At 42.0% G+C, this 26,189-nt stretch carries 20 protein-coding genes and 1 pseudogene; 11 read left to right on the top strand and 10 right to left on the bottom strand.

Translation table 11 applies throughout. The annotated features are described in order from the left end of the window. Positions 1 to 152: pseudogene (locus AC2SLM_RS11665) on the bottom strand (IS3 family transposase); the annotation flags it as partial. 162 nt (positions 153 to 314) lie between these two features. Between AC2SLM_RS11665 and AC2SLM_RS11660 the strand changes: the two are divergent. Further along, a complete protein-coding gene (locus AC2SLM_RS11660) occupies positions 315 to 1,250 on the top strand; it encodes an IS256 family transposase, variant Zn-binding type (protein ID WP_486554025.1) in 936 nt (311 codons plus the stop codon). A gap of 192 nt (positions 1,251 to 1,442) precedes the next feature. On the opposite strand, the gene AC2SLM_RS11655 is transcribed toward AC2SLM_RS11660, so the two are convergent. From AC2SLM_RS11655 to yajC, 5 genes are all read right to left on the bottom strand, one after another. Continuing rightward, positions 1,443 to 2,921 (bottom strand): anion permease, encoded by a 1,479-nt coding sequence (locus AC2SLM_RS11655; RefSeq protein ID WP_486554020.1) that lies wholly within the window; start codon positions 2,919 to 2,921, stop codon positions 1,443 to 1,445. A gap of 200 nt (positions 2,922 to 3,121) precedes the next feature. Continuing rightward, the gene (locus AC2SLM_RS11650) at positions 3,122 to 4,546 is read right to left on the bottom strand and encodes an MATE family efflux transporter (RefSeq protein ID WP_486554018.1); all 1,425 of its coding nucleotides are present in this window, start codon (positions 4,544 to 4,546) and stop codon (positions 3,122 to 3,124) included. Positions 4,547 to 4,690: 144 nt separating this feature from the next. Then, the gene (gene secF / locus AC2SLM_RS11645; protein ID WP_486554016.1) at positions 4,691 to 5,890 is read right to left on the bottom strand and encodes a protein translocase subunit SecF; all 1,200 of its coding nucleotides are present in this window, start codon (positions 5,888 to 5,890) and stop codon (positions 4,691 to 4,693) included. A gap of 9 nt (positions 5,891 to 5,899) precedes the next feature. Further along, on the bottom strand, positions 5,900 to 7,783 hold the full coding sequence (secD, locus tag AC2SLM_RS11640) for a protein translocase subunit SecD (protein ID WP_486554014.1): 1,884 nt from the start codon (positions 7,781 to 7,783) through the stop codon (positions 5,900 to 5,902). A 304-nt stretch (positions 7,784 to 8,087) separates the two neighbouring features. After that, positions 8,088 to 8,420, bottom strand: a complete 333-nt coding sequence (gene yajC / locus AC2SLM_RS11635; RefSeq protein WP_486540693.1) for a preprotein translocase subunit YajC — start codon at positions 8,418 to 8,420, stop codon at positions 8,088 to 8,090. Between the two features lie 540 nt (positions 8,421 to 8,960). Here yajC and AC2SLM_RS11630 point away from each other — a divergent pair. From AC2SLM_RS11630 to AC2SLM_RS11615, 4 genes are all read left to right on the top strand, one after another. Next, on the top strand, positions 8,961 to 9,344 hold the full coding sequence (locus AC2SLM_RS11630; protein WP_486554012.1) for a LapA family protein: 384 nt from the start codon (positions 8,961 to 8,963) through the stop codon (positions 9,342 to 9,344). 313 nt (positions 9,345 to 9,657) lie between these two features. Next, positions 9,658 to 10,356, top strand: a complete 699-nt coding sequence (gene pyrF / locus AC2SLM_RS11625) for an orotidine-5'-phosphate decarboxylase (protein ID WP_486554024.1) — start codon at positions 9,658 to 9,660, stop codon at positions 10,354 to 10,356. A gap of 54 nt (positions 10,357 to 10,410) precedes the next feature. Then, on the top strand, positions 10,411 to 11,205 hold the full coding sequence (locus AC2SLM_RS11620) for a metallophosphoesterase (protein ID WP_486554011.1): 795 nt from the start codon (positions 10,411 to 10,413) through the stop codon (positions 11,203 to 11,205). A 192-nt stretch (positions 11,206 to 11,397) separates the two neighbouring features. Then, entirely contained in the window at positions 11,398 to 12,078 is a 681-nt protein-coding gene (locus AC2SLM_RS11615; RefSeq protein WP_486554022.1) for a histidine phosphatase family protein, read from the top strand. Between the two features lie 143 nt (positions 12,079 to 12,221). Here the strand turns inward: AC2SLM_RS11615 and rpsT are convergent, their stop codons facing one another. The 3 genes from rpsT to ppsA form a co-directional block, all read right to left on the bottom strand. After that, a complete protein-coding gene (rpsT, locus tag AC2SLM_RS11610) occupies positions 12,222 to 12,488 on the bottom strand; it encodes a 30S ribosomal protein S20 (RefSeq protein WP_486540687.1) in 267 nt (88 codons plus the stop codon). 481 nt (positions 12,489 to 12,969) lie between these two features. Next, positions 12,970 to 13,830 (bottom strand): RDD family protein, encoded by an 861-nt coding sequence (locus AC2SLM_RS11605; protein WP_486554009.1) that lies wholly within the window; start codon positions 13,828 to 13,830, stop codon positions 12,970 to 12,972. A gap of 405 nt (positions 13,831 to 14,235) precedes the next feature. Continuing rightward, the gene (gene ppsA, locus AC2SLM_RS11600; RefSeq protein WP_486554007.1) at positions 14,236 to 16,617 is read right to left on the bottom strand and encodes a phosphoenolpyruvate synthase; all 2,382 of its coding nucleotides are present in this window, start codon (positions 16,615 to 16,617) and stop codon (positions 14,236 to 14,238) included. Between the two features lie 763 nt (positions 16,618 to 17,380). Between ppsA and ppsR the strand changes: the two genes are divergently transcribed. The 4 genes from ppsR (at position 17,381) to AC2SLM_RS11580 (ending at position 22,783) form a co-directional block, all read left to right on the top strand. Further along, on the top strand, positions 17,381 to 18,277 hold the full coding sequence (gene ppsR / locus AC2SLM_RS11595) for a posphoenolpyruvate synthetase regulatory kinase/phosphorylase PpsR (RefSeq protein ID WP_486540681.1): 897 nt from the start codon (positions 17,381 to 17,383) through the stop codon (positions 18,275 to 18,277). A gap of 140 nt (positions 18,278 to 18,417) precedes the next feature. Beyond that, positions 18,418 to 20,058, top strand: coding sequence for a Si-specific NAD(P)(+) transhydrogenase (gene sthA / locus AC2SLM_RS11590; protein ID WP_486540679.1), 1,641 nt, complete (start codon positions 18,418 to 18,420; stop codon positions 20,056 to 20,058). Positions 20,059 to 20,378: 320 nt separating this feature from the next. Continuing rightward, positions 20,379 to 21,977, top strand: coding sequence for an inorganic phosphate transporter (locus tag AC2SLM_RS11585; protein WP_486540677.1), 1,599 nt, complete (start codon positions 20,379 to 20,381; stop codon positions 21,975 to 21,977). Between the two features lie 380 nt (positions 21,978 to 22,357). Then, positions 22,358 to 22,783 carry an HIT family protein gene (locus tag AC2SLM_RS11580; RefSeq protein ID WP_486554006.1) on the top strand — a complete coding sequence of 142 codons (426 nt, stop codon included), beginning with the start codon at positions 22,358 to 22,360 and terminating at the stop codon, positions 22,781 to 22,783. A 112-nt stretch (positions 22,784 to 22,895) separates the two neighbouring features. Here the strand turns inward: AC2SLM_RS11580 and AC2SLM_RS11575 are convergent, their stop codons facing one another. Continuing rightward, positions 22,896 to 23,075, bottom strand: a complete 180-nt coding sequence (locus AC2SLM_RS11575) for a hypothetical protein (protein WP_486554004.1) — start codon at positions 23,073 to 23,075, stop codon at positions 22,896 to 22,898. Between AC2SLM_RS11575 and dusB the strand changes: the two genes are divergently transcribed. Both dusB and AC2SLM_RS11565 read left to right on the top strand, forming a co-directional pair. Then, complete coding sequence (dusB, locus tag AC2SLM_RS11570; protein WP_486554002.1) at positions 23,074 to 24,108, top strand: tRNA dihydrouridine synthase DusB; 1,035 nt, start codon at positions 23,074 to 23,076, stop codon at positions 24,106 to 24,108. The two genes, AC2SLM_RS11575 and dusB, sit on opposite strands and share 2 nt — an antisense overlap. A gap of 139 nt (positions 24,109 to 24,247) precedes the next feature. Continuing rightward, complete coding sequence (locus AC2SLM_RS11565; protein WP_486554000.1) at positions 24,248 to 25,939, top strand: dipeptide ABC transporter ATP-binding protein; 1,692 nt, start codon at positions 24,248 to 24,250, stop codon at positions 25,937 to 25,939. Positions 25,940 to 26,189: the final 250 nt, after the last annotated feature.

Here is a 26,189-nt window from a genome sequence, read left to right as displayed (position 1 = left end):
AGGACGGTACTACGTCCTTGTATGCCATAGTGCTTTTGGGCTTGTTTGTAGGTCATGTCGCCTTTTTCTACTTGCTCTACAATAGCTAATTTAAAGCCGAGTGTGTAATCTTTCTGTGTTCGTTTAATCCTTGATCTTTCTGCTTTGTCCATTTATAAGCTTCCTTTTCGTAAACTTATTTTAGGACGGGACAGAACAAGTTAAAAAGCCACCGTTCTGTTAGAACGGTGGCTTTTTTTTGAAAAACTAGGTGTAATGGACAAAATTCAGGCTGACACCCCCTTTAAAGCTATATACTATAAGTATTTGCAAGGATTGAAAGCCATGAATCAAAAAACTGCCCTTTTTGTAGTGAAAAACACACTAAAAAGAATGGTTATAAATCAGGGAAACAGCAGTACAAATGCCTTGTTTGTAATCGGCAGTTTTTAGGTGGCAGGCGGCTTAATAATACAACTTTGTGGCAAGAATATACTCAAGGTAAACAGACTTATAAACAACTTGCTCATAAGTATGGCTGTAGTATAAAGACCATACAAAGGCGACTAGATACTATTGAGATAAAGTCACTTAATAAGCTACCTACTCGTGCCAACATAGTGATGGACACGACCTACTTTGGTAGAACATTTGGCTTAATGGTATTTCTCGACTATACAAGCAAAGCGGTATTACACCACCGTATTATTCACTATGAGACCAACGCTCTGTATAAACTGGGAATAGAGCATATAAAATCACAAGGCATTGATATCACTAGCATTACTTGCGATGGAAGACGAGGTCTTAATGCTTTGTTTAAAGATATACCGATACAAATGTGCCAGTTTCATCAGCTACAGATCATCACTCGATACTTAACTCGTAGGCCTCAAAATATCGCAAGTATTGCCCTTAGACAGCTAGCTTTAAATATAAACGATTATGATAAGACAACCTTCATTCAAGCTCTAGATAGCTGGTATTTGACTCATGAGGACTACTTAAATGAGCGTAGTACCAATATAGATACTGGTAAGACTTGGTACACCCATAAGCGTCTTAGAAGTGCTTATAGAAGCTTGCGAGTAAATAGTGATTGGTTATTCACTTATAGAGAATTAGATGACTTAAACATTCCAAATACAACTAATTCTCTAGAAGGTTTGTTTAGCGAGTTAAAACGACAATTAAGTAGTCATAATGGGCTTAATAAACAACGTAAGCTTAAGTTTATTAACAACTTTTTAATGACATACTCTGAAGGGTAGCCTGAATTTTGTCCATTAGAGACTAACCGCTCGTTTTTAGCCTGAATTTTGTCCATTACACCACAACTTTTTAATGACATACTCTGAAGGGTAGCCTGAATTTTGTCCATTAGAGACTAACCGCTCGTTTTTAGCCTGAATTTTGTCCATTACACCAAAAACTAAAATTATAAAGGGCAGGGATATCTACTATTAATAATAACCAAGCACTTTCCACCAAATAAGACCCGAGCCAATCCAGATAACTAAGTTGACCACACTCATGATAAAGCCAATGGTCCACCATTCACGCAGTGTGGTATAGCCTGAGTTGAAAATAACGGGCGCCGTACCTGTCGCATAATGGGTCAAGGTCATCATGATGTTACCCGCAGCAGCTAGAATGAGAGCATATAGCAGTGGCGGTGCACCGAGCGTTAATCCAACTGCATAAAAGGCGGCAAACATAGCGGTAACGTGGGCAGTGGTACTGGCAAATAAGTAATGCATGTATAGATACACCAGCGTCAATATAGCAACCGCACCCATCCAGCCGACGCCGGTCACACCAATCGCAGACTCAATACTGTGCGAGAACCATTCAATCAGACCCAGTTTATTAAGGTAATTGGCCATCATAACTAGGGCACCGAACCAAACGATGGTATCCCAAGCAGACTTCTCTTTTAACACATCCTGCCAAGTTAATACGCCAGTTAGTAACAATATAGATAAGCCTAAAAAGGCAGTCGCTGTCGCATCAAACGCAAACTGATCACCGAAAATCATGGCGGGAATATTTGCCCAAAGCATCAGCATTAACAAGAAGACCGCAAGCATGATTTTCTCTTGCGTGGTGACATGACCAAGCTTGGCTAAGTTCTCTTTAGCATAGTCTCTAGCATCCGGTGTCTGTTTTACTTCAGGCGGATAAATCATATAGATGACCAAAGGCATCACTAAAATACAAAGCACACCTGGCACAAACATCGCCAACGCCCAGGTTGTCCAAGACAGATGAATATCACTACCGGTGGCTTGGCTCACTAAGTCAACGACCAAAGGGTTGGGCGCGGTGGCGGTAATAAACATACCAGAGGTAATCGGGTTGGCATGGAAATTGACCATTGCCAGATAGCGGCCAATCTTGTTTTGCGTGCCCTCTTCCGGTGTTGAGTGAAAGCTCATTGCAATAGAGCGCATGATAGGGTGGATAATACCGCCACCCCGTGCTGTGTTCGAGGGTGTAATAGGCGCAATCATCAGCTCTGCTGCAGCCAATGAATAGCCAATACCTAAGGTCTTCTTACCAAAGACTGAAATAAAGTAATAAGCAATACGTGAGCCCAAACCTGTTTTGATCAGACCACGCGATATCATCACCGCGATACCGATTAACCAAATAAGAGGGCTTGAGAAGCTCGATAAAGCGTGTTGCATTGCCTCTTTTGGCGTTTCCGCGGTGACACCGGTAATAGCGACCAATGTAATAGCAATAATAGCCAATGCTCCAATAGGCAAGGCTTTACCAATAATGGCCACAATGGTAGCGACAAATAATGCCAATAGATGCCAAGCATTGTCGCTGACACCTTCAGGGGTGGGTATCACGTACCAAATGATAAAACCAACCGCAAGAGAAAGCAGAATAGGTATCAGTTTAAAGGGAAGTTTTTCAGGAGAATCTGACATTTTTATGTCCTATATAGCCTAAAAGCTATGACTGATGAAAGTTTATTATCGTTTTGATGTCTTTAAAATGGACGTATAATTTTTCAATGAACTATTCTCTAGATATTTTAACCTGTTTATATTTCAAAATAAGGGACAATCTAAATTGAGCCAATATGTTCTATTAATGGCAAATAGATTTACCAAGCTTTCAAGTGTTTTCAAGTGTTTTCAAGTAATTTATCTTGATTACGCCACAAGACAAAAGCCGCAACGGCAAAGCGGGACAGCAGTAACCAGTACACACTAAACCAAATAACTGGCATAGCATACTGACTGCCATACACTTCATAGATGACGTAGGTAAGTGGGAAGAATATTGATGCGACGATTACCGCTACTTGGCGAATCTTGGCTCCTGCGGTTAATCCAAACATCACCCCATCTAGCCAATAAGCCCCTGCACCAATAAGAGGTAATAAGGTCGCAATATAGCGATAATCTAATGCTAACGCATTAACTTGCGGTAAATCGGTCATAATTTTTAAAAAAGTGGGTAGGGCAAACAGCCAAACTATGCATAAGCCCATGGCTAACCAAAATACCATGATACCCGTACGCTTTACCGCAACTGTAAAATAAGTATGACCTTGTTTACGTGCTGCCGCTTGCCCTGATAAGCTCTCGGCAGCTACGGCTACCCCGTCTAAAGCAAAGGCAGAAATACTTAATACTTGTAATAAAACCGCATTGGTTGCCATGACTAAGTCGCCTTGCTGCGCGGACAGTCTGGTAATCCAAGCAAAGCTTAATGTGAGTAGTATCGTTCGGATAAAGATGTCTTTGTTTAATGAAAATAAGCTGAGCATCTTATCTACCGCATACACATCGAGCAATCGCTGTTTAAAGCCGAGCGGCTTATCGTATGAGGGTTTGGTATTAATATCTTGCTGCTGTGACATTTGACGCATGTGCTGGCGAGCAAGTAGAGCCGCTGTTAGACAGCCAAAGGCATAACCGATTACTGTGCCCAAAGCAACGCCTTGCAGTCCCATATCGAGGTCATAAACAAAGCTTAAGGTTAGAATAATATTAATTACTGAAATAAGCAGCTGCACCATCATCATCTGCTTAGTCTTGCCTTGACCCGCAAACCAGCCAATAAAGGCATAGTTCATAAGCTCAAAGACAATGCCGTAGTAGCGGGTCGTCAGATACGTCTGAGCGGCCTCACTGCTTGCAGGCTGTGCACCAAGTAAAACAAGCCCATAACTGATAATCAGCGGCTTAAATAGCCACAGTATAAGGCTCAATATGACTGCTAAACCAAGCGAGCGATAAAGAATACCAGCAAGCTCTGTGATATTGCCACTAGATGTCGACTGACGACCCAGTGCTTGAGCGGATAATCCAGATGAGGCATATTGCAAGAAGTTAAAACTGACCAATATTAATAGCCACAGCTGCGAGGCGATACCAAGTCCGGCAAGATAATAAGAGCTGTCAAAATGACCCACCACGCCCACATCAATAGCGCCCTGAAACGGCATTGCTAAATTAGCGACAAGGACCGGCGCTGCAATTGCAATAATATGACGGTAGCTTAAATCGAGCGGAGCAGTAGGTGTAGTAGTAGATTGACTCATGATTATACGACTTTGTTATTATTGACGTGAAAAAGCAAAAGGCTCGTAGTGATACCAAACCGACAAACAATAAAAAGCACCCTAAGGTGCTTTTTATTGTTTCATACGACTGTATAAGAGTGTAGTTGTCTTTGGTTGCTCAGATTAGTCTTCAAATGACTTTGGGTCGTTAAAGCTGACCACTTCTTCTTGAAATTCAGGTTTCACTTTCACCACGAAGTCATCACGCGATAGACCCATTGATAATGGGATACTGCTTGAGATGTACGTTGATGAATAGGTACCGGCAATTAGACCAATAAAGAAGGCCACTGAGAACCAGAACAGACCTGCACCACCTAGGAACAACATGGCCAATACCACAACCAATACTGTTGATACGGTCATAATGGTACGGCGTAGCGTCTCGGTCAAAGACAGGTCAATGATTTGTCTTGAGGTTGCCCCGCGGACCCGTCTGAAGTTCTCACGAATACGGTCATAGACCACGATGGTATCGTTCAATGAATAACCAATCAGCGCTAGGATAGCGGCCAATACGGTTAAGTCAAATGGGAACTGGAATAATGCAAAAATACCCAGTGTCACGATGGCATCATGAAATAGGGCCAACAGAGCGCCCAGTGCTAATTTGAACTGGAAGCGTACGCCCACGTATAACATCATCATAGCAAGAGAGGTCAAGATAGCAATCATAGAACTGATATAAACTTCGCCACCAACTTGACTACCAATAATATTTACGCTACTGATTTCAGCGGCATTGTCTGGCAGAGCAAGCGCCTGTTTTAAACTCTCGTTCAAACCCTCTACGTTATCAGACTGTGGCGGCAGACGAACCAATAACTCAGTAGTACCGCCCACATACTGAACCACAGCATCATCAAAACCAGCATCTTCTAAGGTTTCAATTACTTCTGTTTGTTCAACAGGCTGCTGGTAGGTCACATCGGCAGACACACCGCCAGTAAAATCTAGACCTAAATTTAAACCATTAACGAATAGAGCGCCTAAGCTGACTAAAATCATGATAATCGAGAAGATTGCCATGGGTTTTTCAAGCTTCATAAACGGGATAATACGTTTATCACCAACCGCTTTAATACCGCCTTCAGACAGGGCGGCCGCATCTTCATAAGCATCCGAGGTATCTAAGTCAGTAGCCGTAAGCTCTGTTGAGGCTTCTGGTGCATTATCAGATGCAAGGCGGCGAGGTGCATTACCAGTAGCATTTCGGCGAGGCCCACGCTTCTTACGAGGGCGGCCACCTTCGATATAGGCAGGTGTTGAGCTGTCAGGCGTCTTGTTGTTGTTTGGATTATCGTTCGGGGTATTATTAGCCATGATTCTCTCCTAACCTATGCTCAATGATTTAACAGATTTACGAGTACCATAAATCAGATGAACTAACGCACGCGTTACGATAATAGCCGTGAACAGCGAGCTTAGAATACCAATGGCTAGGGTAATAGAGAACCCTTTGATTGGGCCAGAACCAATTGAGAATAGAATAATGGCGACCAATAGCGTGGTGATGTTACCATCAAAAATACTACTAAAGGCGCGATCAAAACCGGCAACAATAGCAGACTTTGGCCTTGCTCCCTCTGATAACTCCTCTCGAATACGCTCGAAAATCAGTACGTTGGCATCAACCGCCATACCAATGGTCAATACAATACCAGCAATACCTGGTAGCGTTAACGCTGCACCAAGAATCGATAATACTGCAATCATAATAATTAAGTTAAATGCCAAGGCGATGTTCGCAACAACGCCAAATAGACGATAGAAAACAATCATAAACACAAAGACTAATAGATAGCCAACTTGCGTAGAGAATAGACCGTCATCAATATTTTGCTGACCCAGTGATGGACCAATGGTTCGCTCCTCCACAAAGTACATCGGCGCAGCAAGCGCACCAGAGCGAAGTAACAAAGCAAGCTCAGCTGCTTCAGCATTACTATTAAGACCAGTAATACGGAATGATGAGCCTAATACTGCTTGGATATTCGCTTGACTGATAATTTTGGTTTCAGCATAAGGGGTACGTGTTTCAATAACTTCGCCCGTTTCTGGGTCTTCGTCATAGGTCACACGCTGTTTGTTTTCAATAAACAATACCGCCATTTGCTTACCAACAGCAGCCTTAGTGGCGTTTTGCATCAATTTACCACCCGCAGTATCTAGGGTGATGTTTACCTCTGGAGACCCATTTTCATCAAGACCAGAGGTCGCACCTTGAACTTTATCACCAGTCAAAATAGGCTGACGGTTTAATAAAGATGGCGGGCCATCTAACGTCATATATGGGAACGCTTCAGTACCTGCAGGTGGGATACCACCAGCATAGGTGGCATTTTCATCTGCTACCAAACGGAACTCTAGGTTCGCCGTACGACCTAACACACGCTTCGCTTCTGCAGTATCTTGAACACCAGGTAATTCAACAACGATACGGTTACTACCTTGAGACTGAACTAAGGCTTCAGAAACACCAAGTTCAGCGATACGGTTACGTAGGGTCGTTAAGTTTTGACCTACGGCATATTCGTTAATCTCGTTTAAGGTAGTCTCGTTATAATTGAGGCTTAACGCAGGGCCTTGATCATCCATCATTGCTTGGATATCAAACTGTGCACCTTGAGGCTGAGGACCCTGTAATACACGCTGAGCGGCATCACGTGTCTCAGTGTCTTTAAAGTGTAGTAGGAGGCCTTGCTGCACAACGTTAATACCTTTTACAGGAATACGCTCACCACGAAGGGTGCTACGAATCTCGCTACTGGCACTTTTTAGACGCTGCTCAAGGGCTTTGTTCATGTCCACTTCAAGCACAAAGCGCACCCCACCACGTAAATCTAAGCCAAGCTTTAGAGGCTTAGCACCGATGCTACGTAGCCAGTCTGGTGTCGTTTGCGCTAGGTTTAACGCAACCACATAGTCGTCACCAAGTTGTTGGCGTAAAACCTCTTGCGCTTTTAACTGAGCTTCGCCATTTTTTAGACGCAACAGCGCGCTGTTGTCAGCAAAGGTAGAATCGTGGTATTCGATACCCGATTCATCAAGAAGTTGTTTTGATTGTTCTAGTACATCTTCAGTCAATTCAGTACCTGCTGAGGCACTGGTAACTTGCACCGCAGGCTCATCAGGATATAAATTTGGCAGAGCATAAAGCCCAGCAATGATGAGTACGATGACGATTAAGAAATATTTCCAGGCAGGGTAATGCATAGTCGCTTCTTCACTTGAGGGAAGGTAAACAGTAGAGTGTTATTGATAGGCTAGGGTAGCATTATGCCAGGGAGTCTGCGGCGATGTATGTTATTAAATGAAGCAAATAACATCATCTCTATAATTGGCATCCACTGCACATAAGCTGTCTATAAGCTATCTTGGCGTCACATAAAGGCAACATCTGGTTTTATGTGGGTGCGCACTCTAAATTAAGTTGATTAAAATAATATAATCCAAAAACCAAGCCAAAGGAGAACCCTATCAGCCCAACTCTTGGATTATTCAAAGTTATGCGAAGCCGTTATTTCAAGCCGTCCATAGTGCCATTCGGTAATACTGAGATTACAGAGGCGCGCTGCACCATTACTTCGTTTCTGTCATTTAGACTCACAACCGCATAATCACCATCGATTGACTTAATTTTGCCCATTAGGCCGCCTGCGAAGATAACTTCGTTGCCAACCGTTAAAGAGTTCACCATGTTGCGGTGCTCTTTTGCACGTTTAGACTGTGGACGAATCACTAAGAAGTAGAAAATCGCAAAAATAGCCAGTGGGAATATCCACTGCATAATCATGGCAGGGCCGCCAGCCGCTTCAGGAGCAGCATGGGCTGCTTGAATAAATAAACTCATAATTAGTCCTTAAGGTTCGAGATATGATGTCTGTTAACAGACAACGTGTGTTGTCTGGGTATTCATATTGGACTTGCACAAAATCAACATAAATGATGACGAATCATTATTTATTTATCTGACGACAGTCGCTATAGTAGTTGGTACTAAAGACAGCGTTTACCCTGTTGAGTCAGTTATAAAACCTTTTGACTCTTGGTGTAAATTTTTGCGTAAATCCTAAATATATGTGGGTATAGTTATTATAAAATAACTGGCATAGTATCAAAAAAATGTGTCCTTGATAACACTTACTTTTAATCCTGTTAGGGTTGAGGTGATTTTTAAGCGATAAATTAAGCGTTGTGGTTAATAATAAGTGTGTTTTGAGGCTTTAAAAAGGCAAATTGTCTGTCGCTTAATAGAAGCTAGGACTGCGTTTATCAGGCTCGTTTAAATGAATACTAGCAGCTGCGCTTAATAAACCGCTATAATCTCTTTATTATCAGCTGTTTTTATATTAAAAACTTCTTTAAAATTTGTTATCACTTTGAGGCTACTATGCGCTTTATTTTAATTATCTTATTATTTCTGATTTTTGGTTACGCTCTAGGTCTAGTACTGGTCAACGGTAGTGAAGTTGCGGTAAACCTTCTATTTACTCAATCACCTGCGATGAACTTAGGTCTATTGCTTATCTTATGTATCGCACTGGGTGTGATTATTGGTATGTTATTGGCGCTGCTTCTGTTTAAAGTATTACAGAACAAATGGGAAATTAACCGCTTAAATAAAGAAAATAAGCGTCTACAAGAAGAGTTAAGACAAGCGACGATTGCTATCGACCGTCAAGCCAATGGCGCTACTGTTGATCATACGGTTTTTGTTGACTCACAAAACAAAGATGCGGCTGCTCCAGTTGCAGACCGTAACACACGACTATAGATATTTGGTTATCTAGGTAGGACAATTATCTAGGTAGGATCACCGGCAATACGCTATTAGAATTAAAACGACCAACTTGGTCGTTTTTTTATATCTTTAATTTGTAATCGTTTGAGCATAAATTTAGCGCTTTTAAGGGCCGTCCTATATACTATATCAGTTGGGTGCGACATCAATGAGTCTATTGACCTATTGTATCGTATTAGTTTAATAAGACCGTCAATTATTAGGGCGGTATATCTATTTTATATGCTTGGGAGGCAATGTGACTCAGAATCAGCCGCAGTCAGTTCAGCACAATACCGCGCGATTAATTACGCCAGATTCTCCAATCGTGGTGGCTTTGGATAAAGCATCTTTGAATGATGCCCTAAGCTTGGCTGATCAGCTTGATCCAAAGTATTGCCGCGTTAAAGTCGGTAAAGAGTTGTTTACCCGTTGTGGTCCTCAGATTATTAACGAGCTGCATAACCGAGGTTTTGAGGTCTTTTTGGACTTAAAATTCCACGATATCCCAAACACCACGGCGCAGGCGGTATTAGCAGCGGCAGATATGGGCGTCTGGATGGTCAATGTGCATGCAAGTGCTGGTCTAGAGGCGATGTCAGCGGCTAAGCAGCGGTTGGTGGATGCCGGTTACGATACCTTATTGATAGCGGTCACAGTATTGACCTCAATGGGCGAGGAAGGGCTGTATCAACTGGGTATTAATACCCCAGTTAATGAGCAAGTCGAACGACTAGCACTATTGACTAAAGAAGCTGGACTAGATGGTGTAGTGTGTTCAGCGCAAGAAGCAACTCGACTAAAAGTACTTTGTGGTCAAGAGTTTCAGTTAATCACACCGGGTATACGCACCTTAGAAGATTCAACAGATGACCAAAAACGTATCTGTACGCCGCAGCAAGCGATGCAAAACGGCGCTGATTATTTGGTTATTGGCCGCTCTATTACCCAAGCAGCATCACCAACCGATAAGATGCTGAGCATCTTGCAGAGCTTGCAGGCGTAATAACAATAAAAGATAGCACAATACCTCACTATTCATGTTTATTGATAAGAGATTATGAAACTACAAATATTAAGTGACCTTCATATTGATAGCTATTCAAAAAGACAGCAGCCTCTGGGTAATATTCCTCAGACGGATGCAGATATTATCTTGGTAGCCGGCGATACCGCAAATAGTGATTCGGGTATGGTTTGGTTACAAGAACAGGCTCGCATCAATAACAAGCCGCTGCTAACTATTGCTGGTAATCACGAGTATTTCTCAGAAGATATTCTGAACTTTGATCAGCGACTATTGAGGTGGGATAACTTTGATAAGGATACTTTTAAAGGTTTGAGAGTACTACAGTGTCGTCAATTCGATATTGATGAGGTGCGTATCTTAGGCTGCACCTTATGGACCGATTATCAGTATGATGCCACTGAGGAAACCCGAGACTCAGTCATGTCATTTATGCGAGATTACCGTCAAATTAGAGCCGGTGATCAGCTGTTTACGCCAGAGATATCAATGCAAATACACGCAAAGCATAGAGCATGGCTTAAGCAAGCGCTGATAGATGCGTATGAGGAGGGTAAAACAGTGGTGGTCATGAGTCACCATAGCGTTAGCCCAAAATCGGTCTCTCCCAAATATGCTGGTATGCCAAGTAACGCTGCATTTGTCACTGATTTTAGCCACTGGATGCGCAAATCATGGGCACCGAAACTGTGGGTACATGGTCATACGCATGAAGCATTTGATTATGTTGAGGGTAATACTCGAGTAGTGGTCAATCCGCGTGCTTATCCAGGTGAGGTGAGTAGCACTGAACTGGCATTTGACTGGTCAAAAGTGGTTGAGGTTTGATAGAGCTGGCCTATGAAAAATAAAGCAGAGGTGTCAAATACAGTGACAATTAACGACACACAGCGCGCATTAGAGCCAAGTAATCAGCAAAGCAGTGGTATAGGTGATAACACGGAGGCCAATAGCGATAGAGCGCAGTCTAAGCTTGGCTCCTTCCGTTTAGCACCTGCGCCTTCGCATTTGCCTGAGAGTATGATTCGTTCGGTCAAGCACTTGCCTAATAACAATGAGCGTCTGCTTTTATTTACTCGGCACTCTTTGCGTGAGCGCTCAAATGGGCAAGGCTTTGCCAGTTACGATTTGCCATTAACACCAAAGGGCAGGGTACTGGCACGTTCATGGGGGCGATGGCTCTCTGATAATCTACCATACTCGTTAGATACGCACAGTATCGCCAGCCCCATTGGGCGCTGCATAGATACTGCAAAGCTAATGCAAGAGGGCGCAGGGGTTGATAACCCGATTATGCCTCAATCGTTATTGGTTGAGCCGGGTAGTCTGGTGACTGATGCGATTGAAGCCAATGAGGTTTTTAAAGAAATTGGTGCGTTGAACTTTATCAATTCGTTTTTAAGAGATGAGTTGACCAGCACCAAAGTTGCTAAGCAAGGTGGGTTAGATATCTTATCGCTTTTATATGACTCACAGCCTAAGCCTGGGCATCTGTCATTGGCTGTTAGCCACGATACATTATTAGCTGCCTTTTTGGGTGTGATGATGCAGAATCAAGGTATAACTTGGGATGACTGGCCTAAGATGATGGAAGGGGTGTTCTTATGGTTTGATGATAAGTCATTTGAGCAAGCCACTGCAAACTTTATTTGGCGCGGTCAGACCTTTAGCGTACCAACATCACAGCTGATAGTGCCTTAGTTCTTAATTATAAAATCAAGTCTATTAAATTAAACGCCATCTATAAAGAAAGCCCCTGATACTGAGTATCAGGGGCTTTCTTTGGTCTTTAATCAATCAGTGTGTTAATAACAATGACTGATTAAATAGCAATCTTAAGTCAATTAAGCTTTAAGTGCTTTGATTGCTTTGTTATAACGGCTCTTACGACGAGCTGCTTTGTTCTTATGGATAACGCCTTTGTCAGCCATACGATCGATAACAGGTACAGCTTTGTTATAAGCTTCAGTAGCCGCATCATAATCGCCAGATGCGATAGCTGCATCTACTTTTTTCATGTAAGTACGGATCATTGAACGCTGTGAAGCAGCGTGCTGACGACGAGTGTTATTTTGACGAGCGCGTTTACGAGCTTGTGCAGTGTTAGCCACAGATGTCTCCTTGGTAGAGTTTAATTACTAAATTAGGACTCAGTATTAAATACTGATGAATATAAAAATCAATAGTTTATAGCAAAAACTAATTGACGCAAAATTGTATTTATAAAATTACACAAAACTTATAAATCAAATCAAGAGTCATTGATACTAAGCTTGCCTACTTTAGCCATTATGGATCTGAGACTATCCATTGGCTAACTTAAGTTAGCAATAGTGAATATCAGATAATCAAATTAAAGGATATTAACTATTTGGCAAGGTCACTACTAGAGCAGCCGATCTAGCAAATAACTCACTATTCATATTCGAAGGGTTTAACCTATCGCAGTGATGACTAGGGGGTGTGACGCCAGTAACACAAATTTGGAATATTATATTTGTGTGCAAATTAAAGCGGATAATTTTAACAAATTATGGCGGTTAATACAATGAAAACTAAGGCCTAAATAGAATTAACCACATTATACCCTGTTTACTTCTTATCTAATTGTGAAGGTTCCGCTTTTACCACGATAGTTTTGGCTATTTTATCATGCAAACTACGGCGCTTCTTATTGGCAATCATCATCACAAAATCTACAACCAAAATAACTTGACCAATGGTTGGGATGTTATATGCCAAATTGGTCAATAAAGTACGCATCAAAATTAGATTGGTGATAGAGGGCAATTTTCGGCTTTTTACATCCAAAATACGCACGCCAGTGATTAGCTTACCGATGCTTTGACCACGTTTTATCAGCATAAATATTTGTACAAAGAATAATGCTAGCAATAAAAGTGCAGACAGCAGCGCTAAATGGGAAGGCACAGATTCAGCAAGTTGACCCAACAGTGCAGGGTCTTGTGCAGCGGCACTCAGTTTGTCCATATCGAAGTTTAGCCCTGATAATAGCGGCACCAAACATAATAGGGCTAAAGCCTGATCAATAATTACCGCCACAATACGGCTGCTAATAGAGGCAAGCTCAAACGGACCGTCTTTGACCGCAAGCTTGCCTGCCTTAGTGGTTTTCACTGGCTTATTACCAATTTTAAAAGGCGAACGACTTGATGCAGGTGACTGCGTGGGTGCTGTGGGCTCTTTTTTGCCATACAGATCCGCAACGCTGACTCGTTTAGAGTCGCTATCTGTAGTAGGCGTAGCACTGCTGCCGTGGGGAGTATAGTGCATCAGTCCATTGGTCATCTCACCAACGGTTTGCCACTGTGCCATGCCTTCATGCCACATTAAGTCGCTCAATTCAACCTGACCGGTAGCAAGCATGCTATTGAGCTCTTCTAGGGTGTAAGGTCCAGCTTGGACCTGATTTCTTGCAAGAAAGATCTTCATTGACGCGATAACCTTTTTTAATGTGTCTAATATAGTGCTTTTATTGTACGTTAAGCTGAGTCATTCAGCATTATCTTAATAATAAGTGCCGCTCTAAACGTTATCTTTATCGATACGTAAAAATGCGTTAACTCTATTATAACAAGTGAGGGCATAAACCGATAAAACAAGCGGGTAGCGATTAAAGAGTCTATAAGTTATTAGATAGCATGAAGATAGATCTTAATTAAGTAGGCATAAAAAACAGCGACCACAACGATAATCATCTTATCATTGTGGCCGCTGCAATGATTAAAACAAAGTATTGCTCTGCTCATAATCATTTAAATGCTATCTCAAGCAGCTACTGTTATTTCACTGCTTAATGAGAAGGCGAATAGCTACTAATACTATTACTATTAGTTACTAGCCATTTGCATTGGTATCGTCTGCTAAGAACATCCAAGTATCAAGAACAGAATCCGGGTTTAGAGACACTGAGTCAATACCTTGCTCCATTAACCAGTAAGCTAAATCTGGATGATCTGATGGGCCTTGACCACAGATACCGACATATTTACCTTGCTTACGGCAAGCTGCGATAGCTAGTGAAAGCAGTTTCTTAACTGCAGGATCACGCTCATCAAATAGATGAGAGACGATACCTGAGTCACGATCTAGACCTAGTGTTAACTGAGTTAAATCGTTAGAGCCAATTGAGAAGCCATCGAAGTACTCTAAGAATTCGTCAGCTAATAGGGCGTTGGTTGGAAGCTCACACATCATGATAAGCTCTAGACCATTTTCACCACGTTTTAGACCGTTGCTTTCTAAGATTTCAATCACTTGACGCGCTTCATCAGTGGTACGTACGAATGGAATCATAATCTTAACGTTGGTTAAGCCCATGTCATCACGAACGCGTTTTAATGCACGACACTCAAGGTCAAAACAGTCACGGAAATTTTCAGATACATAGCGGCTTGCACCACGGAAACCAAGCATTGGGTTTTCTTCTGATGGCTCATACAGCTTACCACCGATTAAGTTTGCATATTCGTTAGACTTAAAGTCAGACATACGAACGATAACTGGCTGGCTCTTGAATGCAACTGCTAGCGTTGAGATACCTTCAACCAATTTGTCTACATAGAAATCTACTGGAGACGCATAGCCTGCGATACGCTCTTTAATCGCTTGAGACACTTCACGTGGTAGCGTGTTCATATTCAATAGTGCTTTAGGATGCACACCAATCATACGGTTGATGATGAACTCTAGACGCGCAAGACCAACACCAGCGTTTGGAATTTGTGTAAATGAGAACGCACGATCTGGGTTACCAACGTTCATCATAATCTTAAATGGAAGCTCTGGCATAGCGTCGATAGAGCTGCTCTTCACTTCAAAGTCTAATAGACCTTCATAGATAAAGCCGCCGTCACCTTCCGCACAAGATGCGGTGACTTCTTGACCATCAGACAAGACTTCAGTCGCATTACCACAACCAACGATAGCGGGTACGCCAAGCTCACGAGCGATAATCGCTGCGTGACAAGTACGACCACCACGGTTGGTGATAATCGCAGAAGCGCGCTTCATAACTGGTTCCCAATCTGGGTCAGTCATGTCAGACACAAGTACGTCACCGACTTGAACTTTGTCCATTTCGTGGATGCTATTAACAACACGTACTTTACCTGAGCCAACACGTTGACCGATTGAACGACCTTCACAAAGGATTTTAGCGCCTTCACTTTGGATTAAGTAACGTTCCATAACGTTGCGGTCTTGACGGCTCTTAACAGTCTCAGGACGGGCTTGAACGATAAATAACTCATTGGTATCGCCATCTTTCGCCCATTCGATGTCCATTGCTTGACCGTAATGCTTCTCGATGGTTAACGCTTGCTTAGCAAGTTCGGTTAACTCTTCAGTGTTTAATGAGAACTGGTTGCGCTCTTCTTTTTCAACATCAACGGTCTTCACTGAGCGAGTGGTGCTACCTTCATCGCCATATACCATTTTTTGATGCTTGCTGCCTAAGTTACGGCGGATAACAGCAGGTCTGCCTTCTTTAAGCAGCTCTTTAGATAGATAGAATTCGTCTGGGTTAACCGCACCCTGTACAACCATTTCACCAAGACCATAGCTTGAGGTGATGAATACGACTTCATCAAAGCCACTTTCTGTATCTAGTGTGAACATAACACCGGCTGCGCCCGTTTCTGAACGAACCATACGCTGAATACCAGCAGATAGGGCAACGCCTGCATGCTCAAAACCTTGGTGAACACGATATGCAATAGCGCGGTCGTTATATAGGGATGAGAATACTTCTTTAATAGCGATTAAGACGTTATCAATACCGCGGATGTTTAAGTAAGTCTCTTGCTGACCAGCAAATGAGGCATCTGGTAAGTCTTCTGCAGTAGCAGATGACCGCACCGCAACAGCGATGTCTTCGCCGCCGCTCATGATTTCAAACGCTTCACGGATTTCTTTTTCTAGTGATTCAGGCAATTCTTGCTCGATAATCCAGTTACGGATTTTTTCACCAGTTTCTGTCAGTTTGTTAACATCTTCAACATCTAAGTTTTTAAGCTCATCATTGATTTTGTCTAATAAGCCTGTTTCAGTCAGAAAGTTATTAAATGCGTCGGCTGTGGTTGCAAAACCGCCAGGAACACTAACCCCAAGGTCTGATAAGTGGCTAATCATTTCGCCTAACGAGGCATTTTTACCGCCGACTTTATCGACGTCGTTTTTGCCTAACTTGTCAAGGGTAATAACTTGCGGTGCTGTCATGATAACTCCAGGAAATAAGGTTATTTTTCTAAATTATACCGCTATTTAAGTCGTTTGTGTATAGGTGTGCACGATTATACGAACGAGCCATAAATTTTAGATGACCTCATTTTTTAAGTAAGGCCTCTTAAAAATATAGACATCGTAAAAACGAGAAGACCTTACGGTTGCCATCTACGGTAATTGGATGTGATGCGACTATAACATTGAACTGATTTGTGAGTCCACGCCGCAAAATGAAGAGGGGGCAATTTAGGATAGGTAACGCCTTAACCAAAAAGCACTAATTATTTGCTGAATACATCGTATTTATTTTATTTATAGTTAGTTTTCAATTGATTTAGTTAAATAAAAAATTAAATTTGTGAAATAAATTTAATCATAAGCTGTTTTATTTATGGTTCTATTTTTACAATATGGACCTGTTAAATAACCATAGTAGAATCAGTTAAAGGCAAATATGATTGTAGCAATAGTTATTTTGTGCTGTAAAGTCGTAGGTCATAAAAATAGGATTGATAAACAAAATTAGGCTCATTGCTGATAAAGGCGTATAAATAGTTATGCTTCTTAAACACCTTAAAGGGGCATAATTTGTTACCATAGAACCATTATTTTTATCGGCTTATTCGGTGTTCCTGATATGTTGTCATGTCTTTGTTAATACTGATTGAGTCCGGCTACTCTCCTCTTCTAGTTTAATGACTTATGCCTATTGAGCCATTAAGCCTCTATATAAGATATACGCCTGCTAAGGATTTTTATGGATAATCTCATCAATACCTTGTCTGCCAAACCCACAATTCAAAACCGCAGTGCCCTTGCTGTTGATAAGCCTCAAGTGATTCGAGTGGCCTTTTTTATCTCAGATGGTACAGCGATTACCGCAGAAACTTTGGGCCGATCAATTCTAAGTCAATTTGCAAGCGTGCCGTTTGAAACCCGTGTTATTCCTTATGTAGATAGCATTGAGATGGCACAGGCAGCCGTTGCGCATATTAACAAGGCCTATCAAGAAACCGGTATCCTACCGCTGGTCTTCGATACTATTGTTGATTCAGAAATTCGCGAAGTGATTAATTCTGCTCAGGCCTGTAATTTGGATATGTATGAGGGGTTAATTGGGCGTATTACCGATGAGATTGGGGTAGAGCCGGATGGTCATTCAGGGCATGCCCATGATGATGTGGATTCTGAAACCTATAAATCACGTATTGATGCCGTGCATTTTGCGTTAGACAACGACGATGGGGCGCGTACCCGTCATTATGATATGGCAGATATTATCCTAATTGGTGTATCACGTTCAGGTAAAACGCCAACGTCTTTATATTTAGCGCTGCAATTTGGTATTCGAGCGGCCAACTACCCACTAACCGAAGATGATTTGTTTGATAATCAGTTACCAAAAGCACTACAGCCTCACCGCGGTAAGCTATTTGGCTTAATAATTGATACTGAGCGTTTGCAAAAGATTCGTCAAGAACGCCGAGCCGGTAGTCGCTATGCCAGTTATAAGCAGTGCGAAGAAGAGCAGCGTGCGATTCAGGCAATTTATATGACCCAAAGTATTCCAAGCCTCAATGTCTCAGAGATGTCAGTTGAAGAGATTGCAACTCGTATTTTACAAATTACTGGCCTAAAACGCCGTATTGGTTAAACCCTTAATAAAAGATTATTTGTGGTCATAGTGAGGCATTGTAACGTGTAATATACGTTATAAGTGGCCGCTTACGCTGACCTAGAAGCACAAAATTGATATAATGTCACAAACCCTATTTATAACAATAAGAGGATGGTATGTCTAAAAAACAGAAAGGCGACGAAACCAACGATATCAAAAGTGGTGACAAAAAAGAGGATAGCGAAGTGTCTAATCAAGACAGTGGTAGCGCGCCAAGTACAACGCCAGAGGCGACGAAAGCAAAAGTCGGTAGTAAAGGTTCTTTAGGCGATAATCTATTTCATCCTAATCTTATTAGTCCGCTTGATAACGATCGTATTCGTATCAATTCAGGTTTTACACGCGATTCTGAACGCATCAAAAACGACAAGCATGACTTTGAATATGATGCGGTCGTGATTGGTGCCGGTCCTGCCGGTGAAGCCGCAGCGATGAAGCTTGCTAAATCTGGTAAAAAAGTGGTTGTGGTTGATCCGCGTACCCAAGTCGGTGGTAACTCGGCGCATGTGGGTACCATTCCAAGTAAAGCACTGCGTCAGTCGGTATTCAACTTAATTAACTATCGCCGTGACCCTTTATTTTCACAAGGTCTTGATTATTACCAAGTACCGCTGAATAAAGTATTGACCAAAGCCCGTAAAGTGGTGCGTAGTCAAGTTGAAACCCATACCCGTTTTTATGAGCGTAACCAAATCGAAGTGCGTCACGGTTGGGCAAGCTTCGTCGACAAACACACGCTTAATATTGAATTGGGCGATGGGATGGGCTACGAGACAATCACTTTTAATAAGGCGATTATCACCGTTGGTAGCCGCCCATATCACCCAGACTTATTAGACTTTGATCACCCACGGGTGTTTGATTCTGACAAAATCCTTCAGATGGATTATGTGGTCAAAAAAATCATCATTTATGGTGCTGGCGTGATTGGCTGTGAATATGCGTCAATCTTCACCGGTCTTGGCTACAAAGTTGATCTGATTAACAACCATGATGAGCTCTTAAGCTATCTGGACAAAGAGATTAGTGATGCTCTAGCGCACGACTTTAGACAGTTTGGTGTGTTGGTTCGTCATAATGAAGAAATCGAGAAGCTAGAGACTTTTGATGATTATGTGGTTCTACATTTAAAGAGCGGTAAACGCATCAAATCAGACGCTATTCTTTGGTCAAACGGCCGTTCAGGTAATACAGAAAGCTTGAACTTAGATGCCATTGGTCTAAAAGCCAATAACCGTGGTCAGTTAAAAGTTGATGATACTTATCGTACAGAAGTTGATAATATTTATGCTGCTGGTGATGTGATTGGTTGGCCATCGCTTGCATCTGCTGCTTATGACCAAGGCCGCTGTGCCGCTGCCTTTATGGTAGGCGATGAAGATGCTGAACCGGTATCTAGCGTACCAACTGGTATTTATACCATTCCTGAAATCTCTAGTATTGGCAAGACTGAGCAAGAGTTAACCGATGAGAAAGTACCTTATGAAGTTGGTCAGGCATTCTTTAAGCATCTAGCGCGTGCTCAAATTATCGGTGAGCGTACTGGGGTATTAAAAATATTATTCCACCGTGAGACGTTAGAAATTCTAGGTATCCATTGTTATGGTAACCATGCGTCAGAGATTATTCATATTGGACAAGCGGTTATGAAGTCTAATAACACGTTGGAATACTTTGTAAATACTACCTTTAACTACCCAACGATGGCAGAAGCTTACCGTGTAGCAGCTCTTAATGGATTAAACCGAGTGTTCTAAGGCTATTAAACCAAAAAAGTATCATTCAATAAGCAATTTATTGATATTTAATTAATAAGATTTCTTTAATAAGGACCGCAACTATGCGGTCCTTTTTTATTGTCGTAAACTATCATTCAAAAGATTTAATAAATCATACGCTCTCTCATCTGTATTACTGCCTCATAGCCTTAAAAACCCTCTCTCGAAACTATCAACATTTATTAAGAAGTTAAACTATAAAATGTCATTAAAACTTAATAAGACTTTGACATAGTGAAGCGTGTTAAATCGAGTCAGTAATTCAACACAAATAATAAAAACTAGAATTGGGGAATTATATGAAAGCCGATGCTAAGGACAATGAGATTGTAGAGGTAGGCTCACCTAAGGTTAATATCATATTCGCTTTATTATTGACGGTAACCACAGCCTACTTTATCTGGTGGGGATTAGAGTATACCAATAATTATCCTGTCATATTTATAACCGCCACTTTGTTTGGCGTATTTATGGCATTCAATATCGGTGGTAACGATGTTGCAAACTCTTTTGGTACATCGGTAGGTGCGGGTACATTAACCATACCCCAAGCACTAGGGGTGGCAGCCGTTTTTGAGGTCAGTGGCGCAGTCATTGCAGGTGGTGAGGTCACTGATACCATTCGTAAAGGGATTGTTGATCTCAATGGGTTGACCATTGAGCCTATGCAGTTTGTTTTTTTGATGATGTCAGCGTTATTGGCGGCCGCAATTTGGTTATTAATTGCGACTAGGAAAGGTTGGCCAGTGTCTACCACGCATGCCATTATTGGTGGCTTAGTGGGTGCTTCCATGGTACTCGGATTTACCTTAGCTGGGTTCAATGGGTCTGTTCAAACCGTAAAATGGGATAAAATTGGGCTTATTGCCGTGTCATGGGTGTTGTCACCTTTGCTAGGTGGGGCAGTGTCCTATGCTTTATTTTATCAGATCAAAAAATATATTCTAAGCTATAACGATTCTGCGGCAGAAGTTTTAAAGCGGTTGCATGAAAAAAAGCAGTTAGTGAAACAACAGGATAAAACCGCCTTTGAAAACTTAACTGAAATGCAAAAACTGGCGTACACCAGCTCTCTTGCGCGCGATGCGCAAGCCTATCAAGAGGAAAATATTAGTGAAGAAGATTTAGAGTCTGACTACTATAAAAAGATTTATCAAATTGAGCGTGAGCGCTATGAAGTAGACGCGTTCAAGGCATTACAAACATGGGTGCCATTAGTTGCGGCATTTGGGGGAGCAATTATTAGCTCAATGCTCTTATTTAAAGGACTTAAAAACCTACATTTAGGTCTCACTACTTTAAATAACTTTTTGATTATGGGTATGGTTGCTGCCATTATTTGGATGGCAGTATTCATCTATGCCAAGTCTCTTGAGAATAATAATAAAAATTTGCCTAAAGCGACGTTCATTTTGTTTAGCTGGATGCAGGTGTTTACAGCGGCTGGATTTGCCTTTAGTCATGGGTCAAACGATATTGCTAATGCTATCGGTCCTTTTGCTGCTATTATAGATGTCCTAAAAACGGGAGCAATGAATCAACAGGCGGCAGTGCCAACTTTGGCGATGATAACATTTGGTGTGGCTTTAATAGTAGGGCTTTGGTTCATCGGTAAAGAGGTAATTCAAACGGTCGGTACCAATTTAACAAAAATGCATCCAGCTTCGGGCTTTTCAGCTGAGTTATCAGCCGCAGCGGTAGTAATGGGTGCGTCACTATTGGGCTTACCGGTTTCAAGTACCCATATTTTAGTTGGGGCTGTACTGGGTATTGGTCTTGTCAATCACAATGCAAACTGGGGTCTAATGCGTCCTATCGCTATGGCATGGGTGTTGACCTTACCTGTAGCCGCGGTCATAGCCAGTGTCGCCTTCTTACTACTCAATATATTATTTTAATTAAATTGGGGCGTAATGGGTTGTTTTACTGATAATGATTTACCTATAGTACGTCAGTTGGATTATAAATATTTAACAAGTTCAAACGACGCTTAAATGAGATGACGTTTTAATATACTCTATAATGTATCTTAGAAGACTGCTAGCGAGCAGTCTTTTTTGGTTTATACTTAAGATAACTCATGTACCATGATTTGACTAAACAGCCTAACAAGCTAGCAACCATGCAATTTTGCAACCTAACAACGTGGCACTTAAAAACTTGCAAGTTTGAATAGGCTAGTGTTGAATAACGGAAGAAGAAGCTCAACTACTCCTAGTTCATGACACAAGTTTAACGTCTCTAAAAGCGTGAATGATATACAAATAAGGATTTAACAATGACAACACAAACTTATGATGAAAATAATGTATTTGCTAAAATGCTAAAAGGCGATATTCCTTGCCATAAGGTATATGAAGATGATAAAACCCTCGCCTTTATGGATATTATGCCTCAGGCTAAAGGTCATGTATTGGTGATTCCAAAACAACAAGCGGTGGATTTAAGTCAATTAGAGCCTGAATATGCCAGTGCTGTATTAATGACTGCAAAAAAAGTCATGCAAGCTCAGCGTCAAGTGTTTAATCGAGAAGGCATTGTACAGATGCAATTAAATGGCGCAGAAGCTGGTCAAACCGTCTTTCATTACCACGTGCACCTGATTCCATCGAGTATTCATGAGCTTGGTAAACACGCAAACGGTCAAGCAGATATGGCTGAACTTGCTAAACAAGCTGAGCAGCTTTCTGAAGCAATTGAATAATCGTGTTCTGATAGGCAACAATTATCTCTAATATCTCGATAGACTCTATTTTAACTTGAGTTTTGATAGCGAGTCTTTACAATACGGGCTTGTCCTTTAGAGGGCAGGCCTTTTAGGTTTTTAGGTATTTATCCTCAAGGGTAAATATTTTATTGCTATAGTCAGATAAGTCTAAAATGGTTACAAGGTAAGCGAGCGCAAGTACGATAAGTGTAGGCTTATCAAGGTTAACGCCGTAACCGTTTAGTAGCTCACCGACTATATTTACTAATTTAGCTATTGAGTGGCACATGACCTCGAATCCAACAGATACCCAAAGCGAAACTCAGCATCCATTATTACAGCCGCTATATATAGGCGGGCTTGAGATTAAAAACCGGCTGATGGTGGCACCGATGGCGGGGGTGACAGACAATCCTTTTCGCCGACTGTGCAAATCATTTGGTGCCGGTCACGCAGTCAGTGAAATGATGACAGCAGATACCACGCTTTATGCGCACAAAAAGTCGCTGTTTAGAGCCAATTTTGATGGCGAGATAGCACCAATATCAGCACAAATTGCTGGTGCCGATGTCGATAAATTAGCAGAAGCGGCTCGTTATCAGGTCAATAACGGAGCACAAATTATTGATATCAATATGGGCTGCCCTGCCAAAAAGGTATGCCGCAAGCTGGCAGGTTCTGCGCTGCTCAAAGATGAAGACTTGGTCGCCCGTTTGCTTGATGCCACTGTTGCGGCTGTCGATGCGCCAGTTACCTTAAAAACACGTTTGGGTTATGAAAACGGTCAAGAAAATATTTTAAGAGTTGCCAAGCGTGCCGAAGAAGCCGGCATTGCTGCTATTGCCATTCATGGTCGTACGCGTGAAGATAAATATGGCGGACAGGCGCGTTATGAGCTTATTCGTGAAGTAAAAGAACTGGTTAATATTCCTGTTATTGCTAATGGCGATATCGATAGCCCGCAGAAGGCGATTGAGGTCTATAACAAAACTGGCTGTGATGCGATTATGATAGGGCGTGCCGCACAAGGTCAGCCGTGGCTATTTCGAGATATTGCCCATTATCTGCAGATAGGCGAGACGTTAGATGCGCCTGATATCGATCAATTAAGAGAAATCGTATTAACCCATCTTGAAGATCTGTATGCCTTTTATGGGGAATACTCAGGCTGCCGAATTGCGCGTAAGCACATCGCATGGTACACCTCTGGCATTGAGGATTCGAATGCCTTTAGACAGGCCATGTATGGTGAGGAGACGACGTCAGGCCAATATAAAGTCGTCGATAAATTTTTATCTGCTCAGCATTTAAGAGAAAGCTAATTTCATTTATATTACCAATTTCATTTATATTAAATGAAAGCACCACTAGGCTTATCAAGTGATTTGAGATAAATTAAAGCGACCGGTATGACGCTTATTAAACGATTCTACCGCACGCTTTTTATATGAGAATGCCCCTATGTCTGATACCAATGCTCAGCCTCAGTTTAATCAAAACATGCCTCAGTCTAGTGCTAATCATGATGCTGAGCCTGTCATTTGTGTTAATCATTTATCTATTAAAGCTGATACGCTAAGCTTAGTGGATAGCCTCTCATACCAAATTCGCCGAGGTGAGACATTAGCGATAGTGGGTGAGTCAGGCTCAGGTAAATCCCTATCGAGTTTAGCTATTTTAGGGCTGTTGCCAGAAGGTCTCATGGTACAAGCAGAGGTGCATCTGCAAGGTGCTGGCGAATTGCCGATCAGTCAGCACCCAAACGACAATACAAAAAACATCATTAATCGAGAAAAAGTATTTAAGGCTATTCGCGGTAATAAGATAGCTATGGTGTTTCAAGAGCCGATGACGGCGCTTAATCCGCTACATACCATAGACAAGCAGATTGCTGAGAGTCTGCGTGTAGCCGGTGTGGCAAAGTCAGAAATTAAGCCACGCATCCTTGAGCTGTTAGCCGATGTTAATATTAAAGATGCTGCAGCGAAGCTTAATCGTTATCCACATGAGCTGTCAGGTGGGCAGCGTCAGCGGGTGATGATTGCGATGGCATTGGCACAAAACCCCGATATTCTAATAGCCGATGAGCCGACCACTGCACTAGATGTGAGTCTGCAACACGAGATATTACAGCTGCTTGATAGACTCAAAAAGCAGCACGGTATGGCAATGCTGCTGATTAGCCATGACTTAAATCTAGTGCGCCGTTATAGCAATCAGATTATTGTTATGCGTCAAGGTCAGGTTATTGAGCAAGGCGACAGTGATGCGCTGTTTGCCAATCCGCAAAGTGAATATACTAAGTCGCTGATTAACCAAGTTTTTGGTCAGCCGCTACCTATCCGCACGGACACAGCATCTAAAGTCGCCATCAGAGTACAAAATCTATCAGTGGCCTTTCCTGCTAAAAAGTCACTCTTTGGCGGGGTAAGTCAGTGGATGCACGCTGTCAATAATATCAGCTTCATTTTAGTGCAAGGCATGTCACTAGGTATTGTCGGTGAGTCCGGCTCAGGTAAGACGACCTTAGCATTGGCATTATCTCGATTATTGAGTCATCAGGCCAAAGTGACCGGTAAAATTGATATTAATGGCACTGATATAAATAGCCTAAGCAAATCGAAGCTACGTGATTTTCGCTCACATATCCAGATGGTGTTTCAAGACCCCTTTGCTAGCATCAATCCTCGATTTAATGTCATGCAAATTATTGAGGAGGGACTGCTGGTACAAGGTGTCAACAAACAGCAGCGCAGCCAAGCGGTATTAGACGCTTTAAGAACGGTACATTTGCCTGACAACTTTGTACACCGCTATCCACATGAGTTATCTGGCGGTCAACGTCAGCGTGTGGCTCTGGCAAGAGCACTAATTATGCGTCCGCAAGTTATTATTCTGGATGAACCTACCTCTGCACTTGATAGCAGCACTCAAGTGGCTATTGTGCAATTACTACGCGACATTCAGGCACAATTTAATATCAGTTACTTGTTTATTAGCCATGACCTGAAATTAGTACGGGCTTTATGTCAGCATATTATGGTACTGCGAGCAGGGGAGTGCGTTGAATATGCAAGTAGTAAGCAGTTATTTGACAATCCGCAGCATCCGTATTCACAGCTATTGGTCGCTACCAATCAGGATGATTTATAGTTATTTATAGTTAAGTGATATTTGTAGATTAAAAGTCAGTGAGCAATATACTAGGGCGTGTGGAACATTCGCAAATTAGCACTGCTGATAGCTAAAATTGTTTCAGACTAGGCGTAAACCGTCGTTAATGTCTAGACCTTGACTAGGTTTGCAACAACGTCTGGGGCGATTTTAGCATCAGCCTCACTCGAGCACAGCTCTCGCCTTGCGAACGGGCAAAGCAGTGCTTTGCTTAATCCGTTCTCAGGGG

Source organism: Psychrobacter sp. CX16 (genome assembly GCF_057396245.1).
This window is presented reverse-complemented; position numbering and strand designations above follow the sequence as displayed.

Coding starts and splice junctions, on each gene's coding strand:
- AC2SLM_RS11650 (WP_486554018.1), bottom strand. CDS start 4,546: ATGAGTCAATCTACTACTACACCTACTGCTCCGCTCGATTTAAGCTAC.
- AC2SLM_RS11620 (WP_486554011.1), top strand. CDS start 10,411: ATGAAACTACAAATATTAAGTGACCTTCATATTGATAGCTATTCAAAA.
- sthA (WP_486540679.1), top strand. CDS start 18,418: ATGTCTAAAAAACAGAAAGGCGACGAAACCAACGATATCAAAAGTGGT.
- AC2SLM_RS11655 (WP_486554020.1), bottom strand. CDS start 2,921: ATGTCAGATTCTCCTGAAAAACTTCCCTTTAAACTGATACCTATTCTG.
- dusB (WP_486554002.1), top strand. CDS start 23,074: ATGACCTCGAATCCAACAGATACCCAAAGCGAAACTCAGCATCCATTA.
- AC2SLM_RS11580 (WP_486554006.1), top strand. CDS start 22,358: ATGACAACACAAACTTATGATGAAAATAATGTATTTGCTAAAATGCTA.
- AC2SLM_RS11605 (WP_486554009.1), bottom strand. CDS start 13,830: ATGAAGATCTTTCTTGCAAGAAATCAGGTCCAAGCTGGACCTTACACC.
- AC2SLM_RS11585 (WP_486540677.1), top strand. CDS start 20,379: ATGAAAGCCGATGCTAAGGACAATGAGATTGTAGAGGTAGGCTCACCT.
- AC2SLM_RS11565 (WP_486554000.1), top strand. CDS start 24,248: ATGTCTGATACCAATGCTCAGCCTCAGTTTAATCAAAACATGCCTCAG.
- AC2SLM_RS11615 (WP_486554022.1), top strand. CDS start 11,398: ATGATTCGTTCGGTCAAGCACTTGCCTAATAACAATGAGCGTCTGCTT.
- ppsA (WP_486554007.1), bottom strand. CDS start 16,617: ATGACAGCACCGCAAGTTATTACCCTTGACAAGTTAGGCAAAAACGAC.
- secF (WP_486554016.1), bottom strand. CDS start 5,890: ATGGCTAATAATACCCCGAACGATAATCCAAACAACAACAAGACGCCT.
- AC2SLM_RS11575 (WP_486554004.1), bottom strand. CDS start 23,075: ATGTGCCACTCAATAGCTAAATTAGTAAATATAGTCGGTGAGCTACTA.
- AC2SLM_RS11630 (WP_486554012.1), top strand. CDS start 8,961: ATGCGCTTTATTTTAATTATCTTATTATTTCTGATTTTTGGTTACGCT.
- secD (WP_486554014.1), bottom strand. CDS start 7,783: ATGCATTACCCTGCCTGGAAATATTTCTTAATCGTCATCGTACTCATC.
- ppsR (WP_486540681.1), top strand. CDS start 17,381: ATGGATAATCTCATCAATACCTTGTCTGCCAAACCCACAATTCAAAAC.
- yajC (WP_486540693.1), bottom strand. CDS start 8,420: ATGAGTTTATTTATTCAAGCAGCCCATGCTGCTCCTGAAGCGGCTGGC.